The following is a 16,806-nucleotide window of genomic DNA, read 5'->3' as shown; positions in this document are numbered from 1 at the left end:
CGCTCCGCCGTGTTGCAAAGACCAGACAGCCGGCAAGGGCATAGTCCCTTTACGCTTGGATAAGCCAACATGCGAACGACAGTTCTTACTTGGACACGGCCTTTGCAGCCTCCTCGATCACCTTTGCAACGTCTTTCGGCTTGGACAAATACACGACGTGGCTTGCCTTAATCTCATAGGTCTTGCTTCCGGCACGCTTTGCCATGCTACGCTCGAGGTCCGGGTTGATCGACCGGTCTTCCGTTGCAACAAGCGCGAAGCTCGGCTTCTTTTTCCAAGCCGGCTCACCCGCTTCGGCGCCGAATGCCTTCTGCGAGGCAAAGACCTGAGACCTGGCGATGAAATTCGCCTCAGCCTGTGGCAGGTCGGCGGCAAACGCTTCATGCACCGCCTCCGGGTCCAAATAGAGGAAACCGTCCGGCGTTGCTTTGACGCTGTCCTTCCTCATGTTCTCGACAGGCTTGCTCTGAGCGAGGGTCACCAGGCTTTCGCCCTTGTCGGGCTGAAAAGCCGCAACATAGACGAGCGCGGCGACATTGGTGGCATTCCCGGCATCGCTGACAACCATACCGCCATAACTATGGCCGACCAGTACAGTTGGACCATTTTGCAGGTCGAGGACACGCTTGGTCGCCGCGACATCGTCAGCCAGTGACGTGAGCGGTTCCTGCACGATCGTAACCTTGTACCCGTCCTTGGTCAGAAGGTCGGATACGCTGCGCCAGCCGGAACCATCGGCAAAGGCGCCGTGAACGATGACGACGTTCTTCACTTCGGCAGCGGCGGCAATGGACCATGAACCTGCCGTCGTTACCGCAAGAGCTACAGCCGCCCGAAACAGAATCTGTTTGATCACGGAGAAATCCTTTCATGAGATAGTTTGTGCGATATTTATTACGATGCAAACTATCTATCGCCATTCTCCGGGTGTCCAGCCGCGCGGGACAGGGATGGACGACCAATTTGTCCGCCAATGTGTACAGCGGGCATCTCTATACATTGGCTTACAAATTTCCGGCCTTGTGTCGAAATCTCGCACCGGCTGCAGCCTACCGGAAGCGACCCGCCAACATTGAGAAATGTCTCGTTGGCGGACTGCGCAACCCGATTGACGTGTTCGGTCACTGCCGGATCGCCGGCAGCCCATTAACGTTCGTTGGGTCCGGAAACAGCAAACAGCGACGGACTTACTCCCAGGCTCACGCAAGTCGGCCTGTACCGCAGTCGCGCGTAAGACGGCGCGCCGGAACAGAGGCACTCGTCTTTCTTTCGCTGACTGCACCAACATTGGTTTATTCAGGAGGTTTTACCTTATGAACGTGTCAAAGGTCTCAAGGCGATCAGCTATATTCCTGGCATTGGCAACGATCGGACTGGCCGTTGTGCCGGCGGCTCATGCCGAGCAGGCCTCACCAGCCGACGCCATCGTCGGCACATGGCAGGCCGACGATGGCAGTGTAAGGCTCAATATGTTCAAGGCGGGAACGGAGTTCCGCGCGCGCCTGCTGCATGGCAATGAACTGATGGAGGCGGATAACGTCACCTTCAAGAAGGACGCCAAAAATCCTGATCCGGCCTTGCGCTCTCGCTCAATGAAGAATGTCGTCTTCATCACCGGCCTACATTGGAATGATGGGAGCTGGACTGACGGCTCTCTTTACGATGGCTCCTCGGGCCGCACCTATAATTGCCAGATCACCATGCAGGGCACCAAAATGAATCTCCGCGGCTATATCGGCATCTCCGCTCTCGGACAGACGCGGGCTTTCCATCGCGTCGGCGGATAGTTCCGCTATCGCGGACATGTGCTGGCCGGCGGGTCTCCCAACATTTGCAGCGCCCCCCCGCATGCGATGGGAACTCTGCGGTTCGGCGTCGGGCGGGTGCTGCATGAGGCGGCACCCGCCCAATTTTTTAAGTGCAACAGAGTTGCTTTCCTCGGAATGAGACTGGAACCGCGGCCGGTTTATCTCATCGGCTACGCAAGGCACTGCTTCCTGGGCGGCAACTTTGGAGGTGCTATGGATGTCATGATTGGCGCGATATGCAACAGTGATGGCATGTTCCGCCAATGAACTGACGCTGGCGGGGCCCTATCTGTGATCTCACAAACAGAGAGGCAAACATGATCGACAATCGCAAGAAAACAGCACTTGTGACCGGCGCATCCTCCGGCATGGGCAGGGAAATTGCCAAGCGCCTCATGAGCGACGGCTTCAGGGTCTACGTGGCGGCTCGCAACGTCGACAAGATGCGCGATCTCGAGAAAATCGGCGCCCGTGCCCTGCAGATGGATATTTCCAGCGATGACGAGATCCAGGCTGCCGTCGCCACTATTCTGGCGGAAAGCGGCGGCATCGATGTCCTTGTCAACAACGCAGGCTTTGGACTCTACGGGCCGGTCGAGGACATTCCGCTCGACGAGGCAAGATACCAGTTCGCTGTCAACGTGTTCGGCCCGGCCCGCTTGACCCAACTGCTCTTGCCGGCGATGCGCCAGAGGGGATCGGGGACCATCGTCAACATCACGTCGATGGGCGGCAAGATCTATACATTGCTTGGTGCATGGTATCATGCCACCAAGCATGCGCTCGAGGGCTGGTCGGATAGCCTGCGGCTGGAACTAGCGCCCTTCGGCATCAATGTCGTGATCGTGGAACCGGGCCTGATCGAGACCGGATTCGGCGATGTGGTCGCCGACGGCCTTGTCAAGCGCTCGGGTGCTGGAGCCTACGCCAAGGCTTCGCAGGCCGTCGCCAAGATCACCAAGGCGACCTATGGCCATGGCCGCGGCACGGATCCGAAGGTCATTGCGGATGTCGTCTCCACGGCAGTCAGCGCAAGACGGCCACGCACGCGCTATGTTGCCGGCAAATACGCCAAGCCGATGATCGCGATTCGCAAGTGGTTTGGCGACCGCATGTTCGATCGCATTATCATGAGCCAGATGCGATAAAGTTTAGGCAATCAACTCGACATCCCTTTATGCGCATTCCGAAAAGGCCAACCCGGATGACGGCAATACCGGCGGATAAATGCAGGGTTCCTCAGGCATTCTGGCGTGCGGTCGAGAGGATCGGTTTACCGCCGTCTGCGGTCCTACGTCAGGCCCGGCTTCCCGGCACGCTGCATCTGGGCGAGAACGGCATGGTGACGACGGCGCAGTATTTCGCGATATTCCGGGCGCTTGAAGAGCTGGCGCCGGAGCCTGCACTCGGGCTTCGGCTGGTCCGCGAAGCTGATACAGCCATCCATCCGCCGTCCACTTTGGCGGCCTTGCATGCCAGGGATTATCGCGACGGCCTCTATCGCGTTGCGCGCTTCAAGCGGCTCTGCACACCCGAACAGTTGAGCTTCAGCGAGGAGAATGGTGAAGTCTCAATCACGAGTAACTGGATTCACGCGACCGAGACGGAACCGGGCATCGCCACGGATGTCGCCTTTGCGTTCCTGGTTGAACTCGGCCGCCGTGGCACCGGCCAGCCTCTGGCTCCTATCCGGGTCGAGTTCATGCGTGCCGGCCCAAAGAGCGATCTCTATCGGCTCTTCTTCGGATGCCCCATCCGATATGGAGCGCCACGCAACAAGCTCCTCCTGAAGTCCGCCGATCTTGACCGGCCCTTTCCGGGGCACAACCCCGAGCTCCTGGATATCCTCACGCCGGCGCTTGCCGCTGCCATGGGTGAACTGGAGGCGCGTAGTTCTGTCGGCGCCCAGGTCAAGGTCGTGCTGAAACGAAGTCTGGCAAGCGGGCGCCCCGAGCTGTCGCAGATCGCCCGGGATCTCAATATGAGCGAACGAACGCTCCAGCGCCGCATCACCGACGAGGGCAAGACGTTCCGCGAGCTTCTGTCGGAAGCGCGCCAGGAACTGGGACGGCAACTCCTCTCCAATCCATCCACTGACATCGACGAGGTAGCGTGTCTGCTGGGCTATCAGGATCGTAGTTCCTTCTACCGTGCCTTTCGTGATTGGGAGGGGCTGACGCCACTCCAGTGGCGCGAGTTGAACGGGCGCGAAGCACCGCAAAGCCATTCGCTGCATTGATGCTCATGGGACTGGGCACACTCCACGACGTGAACCCGTATGACCGAAGTCGAGGGATTTTAAATCCCCTTGCCTTGCGATTGCGGCGAACCGATCGTAAGGAAGCAGACGGCGGCTATGGCGGTTGAGCGTTGTTTCAGCCTGTGAGCTTGGGCCAGAGGCGATATGCGACAATGAAATCTCATACCCTTGCCGTGTTGGTCATAGACGAGAACCGCATTCGCGCGTCGATCATCGAGGCCGGATTGCGCGAGGCCGGATACGAGAACGTCACGATCGTTCATGATATCAACGGCATCGCCCGCAGGATCAGCGAGATCAATCCGGATGTGATCGTCATCGATCTGGAAAATCCCAATCGAGACATGCTCGAAAACATGTTTCAGCTCTCGCGCTCCGTGAAGCGGCCGATTGCCATGTTCGTCGACAGATCGGACGAAGCCTCGATCGAAGCGGCTGTCGATGCCGGTGTTTCTGCCTATATCGTCGACGGATTGAAGCAGGAACGCGTACGTCCGATCCTGAAAATGGCCATCAGCCGCTTCAATGCATTCGCGCGCCTTAATCGCGAACTCGAAGAGACCCGAGGCGAACTCGAAAATCGCAAGGTGATCGACCGCGCCAAGGGCCTGCTGATGAAATCACGGGGCATTTCGGAAGAAATGGCCTATGCGCTGATGCGCAAGACGGCCATGAACCAGAACCGCAAGATCATCGACATCGCGCAAAGTCTGGTAACGGCGATCGGCCTGCTCGATCCGGGAGAAAACGTATGACGCAGAACCACGAAATCGTTGCCGGGTTCCTGCCCCTCCTCGACAGCGCGCTGCTCGTCATCGCCAAGGAAAAGGGTTTCGCCGAGGCCGAGGCGATCGACCTCAGGTTGGTGCGAGAGGTCTCCTGGGCCAATATTCGCGACCGGCTTGCGGTCAGCCGTTACAATGTCGCGCATATGCTCGCTCCGATGCCGATTGCCTGCAATCTTGGGCTGACACCGCTTGCACCGAAGATGATCGTGCCGATGGCGCTCGGTCTCGGCGGAAATGCGGTGACGGTTTCGTCAGCGCTTTGGACCGAAATGGCCGCTGCCGGCGCAAGCGATGACCTCGATGCCGGTCGCAACGGCAAAGCCCTTCATAAGGTCGTCGTCGGCCGCCCGGGACGCCCGCTGCGTTTTGCCGTCGTCCATCCCCATTCCGGGCACAATTACGAACTGCGCTATTGGCTTGCGGCCAGCGGCATAGATCCAGATCGCGACATCGAGATCATCATCCTGCCACCGCCGGAAATGCCGGATGCGCTCGGTGCCGGCCAGATCGACGGATATTGTGTCGGTGAGCCCTGGAATACGGCGGGTGTCGTCAGCGGCAAAGGCCATATCGCAACGGTCAAGGCGGCGATCTGGAAATCCAGCCCGGAAAAAGTGCTCGGCGCCAATGCCGGCTGGGCTGACGATCATCCTGACGCGATGGCCGCACTTCTGCGCGCCTTGTACCGCTCGGCTATCTGGTGCTCCGATCCGCAGAACAGGGAAACTTTGGCGTCGACGCTCGCCAAGCCGGCCTATATCGGCCGCCCCGTCGATTGGCTATTGCCGGCGCTTTCCGGCGATCTGCAGGTGGGCGGCGGCCAGATCACGAGTGTCAAGGACTTCTTCGTTCCCCGCGGCAAGGCGGCAACCTTCCCGTGGAAAAGCCATGCCCTGTGGTTCTATACGCAAATGGTGCGTTGGGGACAGGTCGTCCACGACGAAGGCAACGAGACCATTGCCCGCAACACCTACAGGCCGGACATATACCGGACGGCATTGCAGCCGCTTGGCGTGCCCCTGCCCGGCGCCAGCGCCAAGGTCGAAGGCGCTCTTCGCGTGGAAACGCCTGTTGGTTCCACCGGCGCCAGCCTGACGCTCGGCCCTGATGGCTTCTTCGATGGTGGCCTGTTCGATCCGGATAAGATCGATGCCTATATCGAAGCGCAGAGGGCGGCAAAAGGCGACTGAGCACCCTGCTCGATTAATGTGCACCGCAGCAAAGGCCGCCCAAGATTTGACCATCCCGTTATTGGGTCAATAACCCTCTTCATATTTCCCGTTGATATTGCAAGGCTTTCCGGCCTCCATCGATTTGGCACGCCGCTTGCTTTCTTATTGATGAGGCCGACAAGGCTCACCCATTGGCGTCCAACGTGGGGCGTCTCAAGCAAAGCTGCTGATCAGGATTGACGAACACGCTTTCAGCGTGCGCGAACCCTGACCAGCAGCTTTTTTGTTTTAATTCGAACCGAGGGAAGGCGCGACGTTGTCGCGCACGGAGAAGCTATGCCCGCTTTTGACCAAACGCCGCCATTGCCTGCTGATGCACCACAACGCGCACTGTGGATATCGACACTCGCATTCACGATCTGTTTTGCGGTCTGGACGATCTTCGCGATCATCGGCATTCGTATCAAACAGGAGCTCGGGCTGAACGAGGCCGAGTTCGGCTTGCTCGTTGGCACCCCGGTCCTGACCGGTTCGATCGTCCGCATCGTTCTCGGCATCTGGACCACCCGCTATGGCGGCCGTCTCGTCTACACGCTCACCATGCTGGCCGCCGCATTGGCGACCTTCCTGCTCTCCTATGCCCACACCTATACGCAGATGCTGATCGCCGGCCTCGGTGTCGGCCTTGCTGGCGGCTCATTCGCGGTTGGTGTTGCCTACGTCTCGCCCTTCTTCCCGCCGGAGAAGCAGGGAACGGCGCTTGGCATCTTCGGCGCCGGCAATGTCGGTGCCGCGGTGACCAAGTTCGCAGCCCCCTTCGTCCTCCTCGCCTGGGGCTGGCAGGCCGTTGCCGAGATCTGGGCGCTGGTGCTTGCCGCCATGGCGATCGTCTTCTGGTTCACCACGACCGATGATCCGGCTTTCCGCGCTCGTCGCAACGGCGGCGGCGCATCCAAGAGCCTTTTGCAGGAATTCGCGCCGTTGAAGAACGTGCAGGTCTGGCGCTTCTCGCTCTATTACTTCTTCGCGTTCGGCGGCTTCGTCGCCCTGTCGCTCTGGCTGCCCCGTTATCTGGTCGGCGTCTACGGCTTCAACCTCGAGACTGCCGGCATGGTCGCTGCCGCCTATTCGATCCCGGGCAGCATCTTCCGCGCCTTCGGCGGCATGGTTTCCGACAAGAAGGGCGCCCGAAGCGTCATGTACACGATGCTGGCGGTGTCGGCGCTCACAACCCTAATCCTTTCGCTGCCGGCCGCCGCGGCAGCAGGCCCAGCCTTCGGCATCACGCCGGCTATCTTCATCGTCGTCATCTTCATCCTTGGCTTCTTCATGAGCCTCGGCAAGGCGGCCGTCTACAAGCACATTCCCGCCTATTATCCCGGCGCTGTCGGCGCGGTTGGCGGTATCGTCGGCATGATGGGCGGCCTTGGCGGCTTCGTCCTGCCGATCGCCTTCGGCCTGCTCAAGGACATGACCGGCCTTTGGTCGAGCTGTTTCATGCTGCTCTTCGCGATCGTCACGATCTCGCTGGTATGGATGCATCTCTCCATCCGGCAATTGCAGCGCAACAGCGCATCGAGCGCAAACGCCAGCGTTTTTGCCCAATAATTCGGATCGGAGCTCCTCATGACCCAGAAACTTGTCATCATCGGCAACGGCATGGCGCCCGGCCGAATGCTGGAACACCTCCTCGAAAAGGCGCCCGGCCAGTATGAAGTGACGATCTTCAACGCCGAGCCACGCGTCAATTACGACCGCATCATGCTGTCGCCAGTCCTTTCCGGCGAAAAGGACTATGAACAGATCATCATCCACGGCGATGGCTGGTACATCAAGAACAACATCACCTTGTACAAGGGTCACAGGATCGTCGCCATCGATCGCGCCGCCAAGACCGTGTCGTCGGATCATGGCGTCACCGAGAGCTACGACAAGCTGGTGATCGCCACCGGTTCCGTGCCCTTCATCATTCCCGTTCCCGGAAATGATTTGCCGGGCGTCCTGACCTATCGCGATCTCGACGACGTCAACGCCATGCTGCTTGCCGCGCAATCCCGCGCCAAGGCGGTCGTCATCGGCGGCGGTCTGCTTGGTCTCGAAGCTGCGGCAGGCCTTAGTTCGCGCGGCATGGACGTTACCGTGCTGCACGTCATGCCGACGCTGATGGAGCGCCAACTCGATCCGGCTGCAGGCTACCTTCTGCAAAAGGCCGTGGAGGAGCGCGGCATCAAGGTCATCACCAAAGCCAATACCAAGGCGATCGTCGGCGACGGCAAAGTCGAAGGTGTGGAATTGGCCGACGGCACCATCGTGCCTGCGACGCTGGTGGTTATGGCGGCCGGCATCCGCCCGAGCGCCGGTCTTGCGAAGGATGCCGGCCTCGCGGTCAACAGAGGCATCGTCGTCGACGCCGGTATGGGCACCTCCGACGGCGATATCTATGCGCTAGGCGAATGCGCCGAAGTGGGCGGTCAGGTCTACGGTCTGGTGGCGCCGCTCTATGAAATGGCGCGCGTTGCCGCCGCGCAGCTTGCCGGCGACACCTCTGCCGGCTTCGTGCATTCCGACACGCCAACCAAGCTCAAGGTCACCGGCATCGACCTCTTTTCGATCGGCGACTTCGCGGACGGCGACGATCGCGAGGAAATCGTGCTGCGTGACGCCGCAGCCGGCGTCTACAAGCGTGTGATCCTCAAGGATAATCGCATCATCGGCACCGTGCTTTATGGTGAGACGGCTGATGGCGCATGGTTCAACGATCTGAAGAAGAAGGCGACCGATATTTCGGAGATGCGCGAGACGCTCATCTTCGGCCAGGCCTACCAGGGAGGGTCCCCGCTGGACCCTATGGCGGCCGTTGCAGCCTTGCCGGATGATGCGGAAATCTGCGGCTGCAACGGCGTTTGTAAGGGCAAAATCACCTCGACAATCGCCGACAAGGGGCTGACGTCCCTAGACGACGTGCGCGCCCATACCAAGGCGTCCGCCTCGTGCGGCTCCTGCACGGGGCTCGTTGAACAACTGATGTCGATCACGCTTGGCGACAGCTACAATCCCAAGGCCGTACAGCCGATGTGCGCCTGCACAGAGCTTGGGCATGACGACGTCAGAAGACTCATAAAAGCCAAAGGGTTGAAATCAATTCCTGCTGTTATGCAGGAACTTGAATGGAAGACGTCCTGCGGCTGCGCGAAATGCCGGCCGGCGTTGAACTATTACCTCGTCTGCGACTGGCCGGATGAATATGCCGACGACTATCAGTCCCGTTTCATCAACGAGCGTGTTCACGCCAATATTCAGAAGGATGGCACCTATTCGGTCGTGCCGCGCATGTGGGGTGGCGTAACCAGTTCGAACGAACTGCGCGCCATCGCCGATGTTGTCGACAAATTCGAGATTCCGATGGTCAAGGTGACCGGCGGCCAGCGCATCGACCTGCTGGGCGTGCAGAAGGAGGACCTGCCCGCCGTCTGGGCCGATCTCGGCAAGGCGGGCTTCATCTCCGGCCAGGCCTATGCCAAGGGCCTGCGCACGGTGAAGACCTGCGTCGGCTCCGACTGGTGCCGCTTCGGCACGCAGGATTCCACCGGCCTCGGCATTCGCATCGAGAAGTTCATGTGGGGCTCTTGGACCCCGGCAAAGCTTAAGATGGCGGTTTCCGGCTGTCCGCGCAATTGCGCCGAGGCGACCTGCAAGGACATCGGCGTCATCTGTGTCGACAGCGGTTTCGAAATCCATTTCGCAGGTGCTGCCGGTCTCGACATCAAGGGCACGGAGGTACTCGGCCTCGTCAAGACCGAGGACGAGGCGCTGGAGCATATCGTGGCGCTGACGCAGATGTATCGCGAGCAGGCCCGCTATCTCGAGCGCATCTACAAATGGGCCAAGCGCATCGGCCTCGACGAGATCCGCCGCCAGATCATGGAAGACGGTGAAAAGCGCAAGGCTTATTACGAGCGCTTCGTCTTCAGCCAGAAATTCGCCCAGGTCGATCCCTGGTCCGAGCGCGTCTCCGGCAAAGACAAGCATGAGTTCAAGCCGATGGCAACGATCGGCTACCCGCAGGCCGCCGAGTAAGGAGATGGACATGAACTGGCCCAATGAAAACTGGCATCCAATCGGCGACATTTCGGATATCCCCCTGCGCGGCGCGCGCTGCGTGAAGACCCCGCAGGGCAAGATCGCAGTCTTCCGGACCGCCGAAAACGAAGTCTTCGCTATCGAGGACCATTGCCCGCACAAGGGCGGACCGCTTTCGCAAGGGATCGTGCATGGCGCGGCCGTCACCTGCCCGCTGCACAATTGGGTCATCTCGCTTGAGACCGGCAAGGCACTCGGAGCAGATGAAGGTTCGGTTCGGACCATCCCGGTGCGCAATGAGGACGGAATGCTGTCGATCAGGCTCGATAGCCTCCTGATGGCGGCGGAATAGATGGTTTTGCACCCGGCTCAATTTTCGGATCTCGGAGGGCAACTCGATGTCCGCTGAGACCAAAACGACCTGCCCCTATTGCGGCGTCGGCTGCGGCGTCATCGCCAGCGTCGATGATGACGGCAAGGTTTCCGTCAAAGGCGATCCCGATCATCCCTCCAATTACGGGCGGCTCTGTTCCAAGGGATCGGCGCTGGCGGAGACGATCGATCTTGATGGTCGGCTTCTCTATCCGGAAGTCGGTGGTGAACGCGCGAGCTGGGACGACGCCCTCGATCTGGTGGCGAACCGTTTTTCCGAAACCGTGGCTGCGCATGGTCCAGATTCGGTTGCCTTCTATGTCTCCGGCCAGCTTCTGACCGAAGATTATTATCTCGCCAACAAGCTGATGAAGGGCTTTATCGGCTCAGCCAACATCGATACCAATTCGCGCCTCTGCATGTCGTCCTCGGTTGCGGGCCACCGCCGCGCCTTCGGTTCGGACACGGTACCCGGCACCTATGAGGACATCGAGCTGGCCGATCTGGTGATCCTGACCGGCTCCAATCTCGCCTGGTGTCACCCGGTCCTCTACCAGCGCCTCGCGGCCGCCAAGGCCGAGCGCCCTGGAATGAAGGTAGTCGTCATCGATCCGCGCCGGACGATGACCTCCGATATCGCCGACCTGCATCTGGCAATCCGTCCGGATGGCGATGTCGCGCTGTTCACGGGCCTGCTTGCCCGTCTGGCCCAGAGCTCCGCCATCGACCAGAATTTCATCGCGACTCATACCGAGGGCTTCTCGGACGTTTTCGCCGAAGCCTCGGCGCTGAGCTTCAGCGACCTGCTCGACAAGACCGGTCTGCCGGCGATGCAACTGCGCGAATTCTTCCGTCTGTTCGAGACGACGGAAAAGGTCGTGACTTGCTATAGCCAGGGTGTCAACCAATCGTCCTCCGGCACCGACAAGGTCAACGCCATCCTCAACTGCCATCTCGCCACGGGACGCATCGGTCGCCCCGGCATGGGGCCTTTCTCCTTGACCGGTCAACCCAATGCCATGGGCGGACGCGAGGTCGGCGGGCTCGCCAACATGCTTGCCGCCCACATGGCGATTGAAAACGCCGACGATCGGGATCGGGTGCAGCGCTTCTGGAAGTCCCCCGTCATCGCCGCGCGGCCGGGGCTCAAGGCCGTCGACATGTTTCGCGCCGTTGCCGATGGCCGCATCAAAGCCCTGTGGATCATGGCGACCAATCCGGTGGTTTCGATGCCGGATGCCGATGCGGTCGAAGCGGCAATCAAGGCCTGTCCCTTCGTCGTCGTTTCCGATGTCCTGGGACAGACGGATACGACACGACATGCGGATGTGTTGCTGCCCTCCACCGGCTGGGCCGAGAAGGACGGCACCGTCACCAATTCCGAGCGTCGGATTTCCCGGCAGCGCGGGTTTCTCCCCTCTCCCGGCGAGGCGAAACCGGACTGGTGGCAGATGGCCGAAGTGGGTCGTCGGATGGGGTTCACTGAGGCCTTCTCCTTCCACTCGCCGGCCGGCATTTTTGCCGAACATGCCGCCCTTTCCAGCTTTGAAAATAACGGCAGCCGGGATTTCGATATCGGCGCCTGCGCGCAGATTACGGCCGAAGACTATGAAACGCTTTCGCCGTTCCAATGGCCGCAGCCTGCGGGAACGGCGCTACAGACGACACGCTTCTTCGCCGAAGGCGGGTTTTTTCATGCCGACGGCAAGGCCCGTTTCGTGCCCGTGAAGATGCCCGTTTCAGATCGCACGACTGCGGAATTCCCGTTCACGCTCAATACGGGCCGTATCCGCGATCAGTGGCACACGATGACCCGCACCGGCAAAAGCGCCCGGCTGTCGGCACATATTGCCGAGTCCTTCGCCGAAATCCATCCCCGCGATGCGATCGAAATCGGCGTCAGCGACGCCAGCCTGATCGAGATCGAAAGCCCGCAAGGCAAGGTCATCGTTCGGGCCTTGGTGACGGAACGGCAGGCGCGCAGCAGCCTGTTCGTGCCGATGCATTGGAATGACAGCTTCGCCGCAAAGGCGCGCATCGATACCGTCGTCGCGCCCGTGACCGATCCGTTTTCCGGTCAGCCGGCTTCGAAAAATGTCGCCGTCGCAGCACGTCCTTTCAAGGCATCGCATTATGGCTTTGCCGTTTCCGTGGCAAAGCCGCAGCAACTGGAAGCCGCCTATTGGGCTCTCGCCAAGGCCGACGGCGGATGGCGGATGGAACTGGCATTCGACGATGCCGTGGAAGATTGGGCGGAATGGTGTCACGCGACGTTCGACATTCCTCCAGATGTCGAACCGCTCGGCTATGCCGATCAAACCTCCGGGGATCTGCGTCTGGCGTTCTTCGACGGAGACAGGCTGCTCGCGGCGCTGTTTCTGGCCCGCCAGCCGGTGGCCGTCGCCCGCAATTGGGCGATCGCGCAACTCTCCGCATTGCACAGCAATATGCGCAAACGCTTTGCCCTCGTCGCGGGCCGGCCGGGCACCAATACGCCTGATCCCGGTGCAACCGTTTGCTCGTGTTTCGGCGTCGGCGTCAACCAGATCGTCAGTGCGGTTCGCAATGGCTGCCACAGCGTCGAAGCCGTCGGCAAAGCGCTGAACGCTGGGACCAATTGCGGCTCCTGTCGCGCCGAAATCCGTGGGATCATCGATGGATGCCTAGCGACTGCGGCTGAATAAACGGCTTGCTGGGCTAAATTACCATTCCCCTAGAGCATTTTATCCGCTCGCAGGTGATTCCACCTGCAGGCGGAATGCTCTAGAAGTGGATCGTGAGCCCCAGGATTGGCCCCTGCTGGACAACGTTGAAGACGAAACCGTCGTGGCTATAGTCCACCCCCAACGCGCGATAGCCCGCAACCGCCGAAATCGTGTTGTTGAACTTGTATCCAAGGCCAGCGGCGACATCCCAGTCGATATCAGCTCCGCCGCCGCCGACAAGGCCCCAACCTGTCAGATAGATGTGGGGTGTGAAGAAGTAGTCTCCTCTCACCCCGGCAACTGCATCCACCCAGGTGGCGCTGTCGTCGCGGCTGACGCCGCCAAGAAGGCCGCCATTGAAGGCAATGTTTGTGTCGACCGACCACACCTTGGCACCTCCGACGAGGTCGAGATGGCCGGCCGGCCCGTCGATGACCGCATATCCGCCACCCAAAAGGCCCATGAAGGTCTTCGACGTGACTTCGATGTTGTTCGCGAAGATGCCTCTGGGCGTGGTGGCATCCTCGGAGAGTTTCACATAAATGATATCGCCGAAGATGCTATAGCGATCATACCGCGCCTCGCCGGCCGCCATGATCCCGAAATCGAGAACGTTAAAGATATCGCTGAAGTCTGCGTCGACATGCACTTCGGGCAAACCGAATTGCGCAATATCGCCCTTCATTCCAGCTGCCCAGAAATACGGCGTGAACGTGAACGTCCATCCGCTTTGGGTCGCGATGGGTTTGGATTCCGGATTGAGAAGCGGCGTCAGGTCGGCCGCCTGCAGCGGCCCGCCGACCGTCACGGCGCCCAAAAACATCAGCAGAAAGCCGAGGCAGAATTTCATCGTCATGTCCCCTCCAGGATTGATCATGGCTTGGGGCAATTCGCGCAGTGCCCCGAGCCCACATGCACGTATCTGAAGTGGCCATCCCGAGGAGGACTGCTTGCCATCGAAAAAGGCTTCAATCCCGTTGCTGCGTTGCAGCCTCCTGCGTGCATGGCCGAACACCCGGTGACGACTCACAAAGTGTTGTAGCAAAGCATGGGCACAACCGCGGCAAACTGTAAGTACGTTACGGTAACAAACGTCGAAAAATGACCGGAAAGGCTTTGCTCCCGGGACTAAACCTGCGGAAAAATGAGTTTTCGGTCGTTGCTCTGATCACGGCAATAGACGGTCGATCATAAGATGGAACAAAGCGTCAAGCCTGCCGTTCGATGTGAAACTGGGAGGTCGACGCATGGCTCAACGTTCTTTCTGGAAAGGCTATCTCAAGCTTTCGCTCGTGACCTGCCCGGTCGCGATGGCGCCGGCTGTATCGGAAAATGAGAAGATCCGTTTCCACACTCTCAATCGCGAGACCCGGAACCGCGTCGTCAGCCAATATGTCGACTCCGTCACCGGCAAGGTGGTGAAGGAGGACGACGAGGTCAAAGGCTATGAGCGTGGCGAGGGCGACTATGTATTGATCGAAGACGACGAGCTGGAGTCCGTCGCGCTCGAAAGCACCCGCACGATCGATATCGATGTCTTCGCGCCGCGCGATTCCATCGAATGGATCTGGCTCGACCAGCCGCACTATCTGACCCCGGACGATCCGGTCGGCGAAGAGGCTTTCTGCGTCATCCGTGACGCCATGGCAACGACCAGGACGGTCGGCATCTCCCGATTGGTGATGTATCGCCGCGAGCGGGCTGTCATGCTCGAGCCCCGCGACAAAGGAATCGTATTGTGGACATTGCGTTACGGCGACGAGGTTCGCGATAAGGCGGCCTATTTCGAAACGATCAACGCGAACAAGGCCGATCCGTCCTTGATGTCGCTTGTCCTGCAATTGATCGACGAGCAGACAAAACCCTGGACGCCGTCAATGGCGAGCGATCCGGTACAGGACAAACTGCTGGAGCTGATAACCGCAAAAAAGAAGGGCCGGAAACGGGCGGCCAAACCCAAGCCCGAGGCTGAAACGCCACCGAGCAATGTCATCAACATCATGGACGCATTGAAAAAAAGCGTGGCCGCTGCCTCGAAAGCCAAGCGCTAGCGTAATTCCGGGCGCGACAGACTGCGATCAAAGCGAAGCATAGTAATTTATCAGAGCATGACCTTCAGGAGAAAGCCAGTCGGAAGGCCCTTCAATAAAGCCCGCGATCCGACCTTTCGGGGTTATAAGATAGGTGATCGGCATACCGTATAGAGGCAGCAGCGCGTCAGCGGATGATCGCGATTGCGTAAGCGACGCGCTCGGGTCGATCAGGACGCGAAGATGCCTGATCCCCAAGTCTTGAACAAATTCCGTGACCTGGGCACCGTCAGACAGATCGACACAAACGGCAACGACGGTCGCTTGGCCGCCCATTTGCCGCGAAAAATTATCCAGTGCCGACAGGTCGGTGCGGCAGGCGACGCACCAGGTGGCCCAGAGATTGATGAGCGTTACCCGCCCCGGCTCGGGGTGAAAATCGACCTCGTTTCCACGAAGATCCACGAGTTTTGTCGGCTGCAGGATTCTTGCGGGCTCCAGCAGCGTGAATTGATGCCGCACGTTTTCAAAGACAGGAGGGTCATCCGTCGCCTTCGCAAGATCCGACCGCGACAGGAAGGAAAGCGCGGCGCCGCGGGCCATTCCGCGCAGCAATGTTCGCCGGCTGTATGTTGCACGCGACTGATGGCTAGGCATGAATATAGACCCAACCATGTTCCTGAAGATCAATCACCCGCCCGACGCCATAGGGCACGACCGTGACCCCTTCGATTAGCGGCAGCGGGTGGCCTTCTTTCTGCTCGGCAATCGCCTTGGAAGAACCGCACATGCTGAGCGCGATGCCTGGGACCATCGTGCGCAGGGCCGCTATTGCATCCTTCAATGGCGATGTGTCGTCTCGAAACATCTCGATCCCGGTAGCGTTGGCAACGATCTCGATCGAAATGCCTTCGTGCTTGGATTTATAATATTGGGCCGCGTTAATGGACCCGCTGATGGCGTGTTTCATGACCGTAACGTCATTGCTGTCCACCTGAAACACGACCTTATGTTCCAAGGGCTTTGATTGCGTTGCAAAGGCGGGCGCGATCGCCGAGGCCCAGCCCAGCATCGCGATGATTGCCAAAACGAATAGCGCCGGCGCCAGTGTGGACGGCGAGGATTTGATCGGGCTGCGCTTGTTCATGTGTTACTCGAACCCGACCGTCAGCGCGCCTGAAAGAGCTGGCTGCTCTGTACAAAGGCGAGGACGCCTGCGGCAGCGCCCAAAATGATCGTGTGTATGACATCGCCATGCAGCGCCAGGAGTTGGGTGAAGAATGCTCCAACGCAAACGCCCGCGAGCACAATAGCGCCAAAGGCCGACCGGCGTGGCCAGATGGTAAGGCCCGCACCGGTCAGCTCAACGACGGCGGTGAAATAGCGAAACCATTGGCCGAGACCGATTGTGTCGAACTCCTGAACCATTTGCGGCACCCCAGCGATTTTTGCGAGCGCTGCGGCAGCAAAGAGGGCCGCGAGAATGACGCGCAGGCCGATCAGAGCGGCAGTCTTCAACGACGATTTTCTTGGCAAAGCATATTCAGACATCACGAATTCCTTCCGGGGAGATATTGCAAACAGAAAATCA

General features: G+C 59.7%; 15 protein-coding genes. 10 read left to right on the top strand and 5 right to left on the bottom strand.

From position 1 onward, the window contains the following. Positions 1-85: 85 nt before the first annotated feature. Positions 86-856: an alpha/beta fold hydrolase gene (locus CCGE525_RS28470; RefSeq protein WP_120707595.1), complete on the bottom strand. Its 771-nt coding sequence runs from the start codon at positions 854-856 to the stop codon at positions 86-88. 457 nt (positions 857-1,313) lie between these two features. On the opposite strand from CCGE525_RS28470, the gene CCGE525_RS28465 reads away from it, so the two are divergent. The 9 genes from CCGE525_RS28465 to CCGE525_RS28420 all read left to right on the top strand — a co-directional run bounded on the left by CCGE525_RS28465 (position 1,314) and on the right by CCGE525_RS28420 (position 13,164). Continuing rightward, positions 1,314-1,787 carry a DUF2147 domain-containing protein gene (locus CCGE525_RS28465; RefSeq protein WP_120707594.1) on the top strand — a complete coding sequence of 158 codons (474 nt, stop codon included), beginning with the start codon at positions 1,314-1,316 and terminating at the stop codon, positions 1,785-1,787. 338 nt (positions 1,788-2,125) lie between these two features. After that, complete coding sequence (locus CCGE525_RS28455; RefSeq protein ID WP_120707592.1) at positions 2,126-2,956, top strand: oxidoreductase; 831 nt, start codon at positions 2,126-2,128, stop codon at positions 2,954-2,956. A gap of 56 nt (positions 2,957-3,012) precedes the next feature. Further along, positions 3,013-4,047 carry an AraC family transcriptional regulator gene (locus CCGE525_RS28450; protein ID WP_120707591.1) on the top strand — a complete coding sequence of 345 codons (1,035 nt, stop codon included), beginning with the start codon at positions 3,013-3,015 and terminating at the stop codon, positions 4,045-4,047. Between the two features lie 173 nt (positions 4,048-4,220). Further along, positions 4,221-4,823: an ANTAR domain-containing response regulator gene (locus tag CCGE525_RS28445; RefSeq protein WP_120707590.1), complete on the top strand. Its 603-nt coding sequence runs from the start codon at positions 4,221-4,223 to the stop codon at positions 4,821-4,823. Beyond that, positions 4,820-6,046, top strand: a complete 1,227-nt coding sequence (locus CCGE525_RS28440) for a CmpA/NrtA family ABC transporter substrate-binding protein (RefSeq protein WP_120707589.1) — start codon at positions 4,820-4,822, stop codon at positions 6,044-6,046. The genes CCGE525_RS28445 and CCGE525_RS28440 overlap by 4 nt, the downstream gene beginning before the upstream one ends. 318 nt (positions 6,047-6,364) lie before the next feature. Further along, entirely contained in the window at positions 6,365-7,636 is a 1,272-nt protein-coding gene (locus tag CCGE525_RS28435; RefSeq protein ID WP_120707588.1) for an MFS transporter, read from the top strand. 18 nt (positions 7,637-7,654) lie between these two features. After that, positions 7,655-10,105, top strand: coding sequence for a nitrite reductase large subunit NirB (nirB, locus tag CCGE525_RS28430; protein WP_120707587.1), 2,451 nt, complete (start codon positions 7,655-7,657; stop codon positions 10,103-10,105). Positions 10,106-10,109: 4 nt separating this feature from the next. Beyond that, the gene (gene nirD / locus CCGE525_RS28425; RefSeq protein ID WP_120707586.1) at positions 10,110-10,460 is read left to right on the top strand and encodes a nitrite reductase small subunit NirD; all 351 of its coding nucleotides are present in this window, start codon (positions 10,110-10,112) and stop codon (positions 10,458-10,460) included. Between the two features lie 46 nt (positions 10,461-10,506). Continuing rightward, positions 10,507-13,164, top strand: coding sequence for a nitrate reductase (locus tag CCGE525_RS28420; RefSeq protein ID WP_120707585.1), 2,658 nt, complete (start codon positions 10,507-10,509; stop codon positions 13,162-13,164). 79 nt (positions 13,165-13,243) lie between these two features. Here the strand turns inward: CCGE525_RS28420 and CCGE525_RS28415 are convergent, their stop codons facing one another. Continuing rightward, positions 13,244-14,008, bottom strand: a complete 765-nt coding sequence (locus CCGE525_RS28415) for a hypothetical protein (RefSeq protein WP_245472331.1) — start codon at positions 14,006-14,008, stop codon at positions 13,244-13,246. A 424-nt stretch (positions 14,009-14,432) separates the two neighbouring features. Here CCGE525_RS28415 and ku point away from each other — a divergent pair, with 424 nt between their 5' ends. Beyond that, the gene (ku, locus tag CCGE525_RS28410; RefSeq protein WP_120707584.1) at positions 14,433-15,236 is read left to right on the top strand and encodes a non-homologous end joining protein Ku; all 804 of its coding nucleotides are present in this window, start codon (positions 14,433-14,435) and stop codon (positions 15,234-15,236) included. A 27-nt stretch (positions 15,237-15,263) separates the two neighbouring features. Here the strand turns inward: ku and CCGE525_RS28405 are convergent, their stop codons facing one another. From CCGE525_RS28405 to CCGE525_RS28395, 3 genes are read right to left on the bottom strand one after another with little or no spacing between them, the layout of a single operon-like run. Then, positions 15,264-15,818, bottom strand: a complete 555-nt coding sequence (locus CCGE525_RS28405; protein ID WP_162950334.1) for a TlpA family protein disulfide reductase — start codon at positions 15,816-15,818, stop codon at positions 15,264-15,266. 46 nt (positions 15,819-15,864) lie between these two features. Continuing rightward, entirely contained in the window at positions 15,865-16,362 is a 498-nt protein-coding gene (locus CCGE525_RS28400) for a DsrE family protein (RefSeq protein WP_245472197.1), read from the bottom strand. A gap of 20 nt (positions 16,363-16,382) precedes the next feature. Then, entirely contained in the window at positions 16,383-16,766 is a 384-nt protein-coding gene (locus CCGE525_RS28395; protein WP_120707582.1) for a DoxX family protein, read from the bottom strand. Between the last annotated feature and the right edge of the window lie 40 nt (positions 16,767-16,806).

Source organism: Rhizobium jaguaris (genome assembly GCF_003627755.1).
GTDB classification, from domain to species: Bacteria; Pseudomonadota; Alphaproteobacteria; order Rhizobiales; family Rhizobiaceae; genus Rhizobium; species Rhizobium jaguaris.
The sequence above is the reverse complement of the archived record's forward strand: the minus strand, read 5'-3'. Positions and strand labels throughout refer to the sequence as shown.

Coding starts and splice junctions, on each gene's coding strand:
- CCGE525_RS28465 (WP_120707594.1), top strand. CDS start 1,314: ATGAACGTGTCAAAGGTCTCAAGGCGATCAGCTATATTCCTGGCATTG.
- CCGE525_RS28455 (WP_120707592.1), top strand. CDS start 2,126: ATGATCGACAATCGCAAGAAAACAGCACTTGTGACCGGCGCATCCTCC.
- CCGE525_RS28450 (WP_120707591.1), top strand. CDS start 3,013: ATGACGGCAATACCGGCGGATAAATGCAGGGTTCCTCAGGCATTCTGG.
- CCGE525_RS28445 (WP_120707590.1), top strand. CDS start 4,221: ATGAAATCTCATACCCTTGCCGTGTTGGTCATAGACGAGAACCGCATT.
- CCGE525_RS28440 (WP_120707589.1), top strand. CDS start 4,820: ATGACGCAGAACCACGAAATCGTTGCCGGGTTCCTGCCCCTCCTCGAC.
- CCGE525_RS28435 (WP_120707588.1), top strand. CDS start 6,365: ATGCCCGCTTTTGACCAAACGCCGCCATTGCCTGCTGATGCACCACAA.
- nirB (WP_120707587.1), top strand. CDS start 7,655: ATGACCCAGAAACTTGTCATCATCGGCAACGGCATGGCGCCCGGCCGA.
- nirD (WP_120707586.1), top strand. CDS start 10,110: ATGGACATGAACTGGCCCAATGAAAACTGGCATCCAATCGGCGACATT.
- CCGE525_RS28420 (WP_120707585.1), top strand. CDS start 10,507: ATGTCCGCTGAGACCAAAACGACCTGCCCCTATTGCGGCGTCGGCTGC.
- CCGE525_RS28415 (WP_245472331.1), bottom strand. CDS start 14,008: ATGTTTTTGGGCGCCGTGACGGTCGGCGGGCCGCTGCAGGCGGCCGAC.
- ku (WP_120707584.1), top strand. CDS start 14,433: ATGGCTCAACGTTCTTTCTGGAAAGGCTATCTCAAGCTTTCGCTCGTG.
- CCGE525_RS28405 (WP_162950334.1), bottom strand. CDS start 15,818: ATGGCCCGCGGCGCCGCGCTTTCCTTCCTGTCGCGGTCGGATCTTGCG.
- CCGE525_RS28400 (WP_245472197.1), bottom strand. CDS start 16,362: ATGAACAAGCGCAGCCCGATCAAATCCTCGCCGTCCACACTGGCGCCG.
- CCGE525_RS28395 (WP_120707582.1), bottom strand. CDS start 16,766: ATGTCTGAATATGCTTTGCCAAGAAAATCGTCGTTGAAGACTGCCGCT.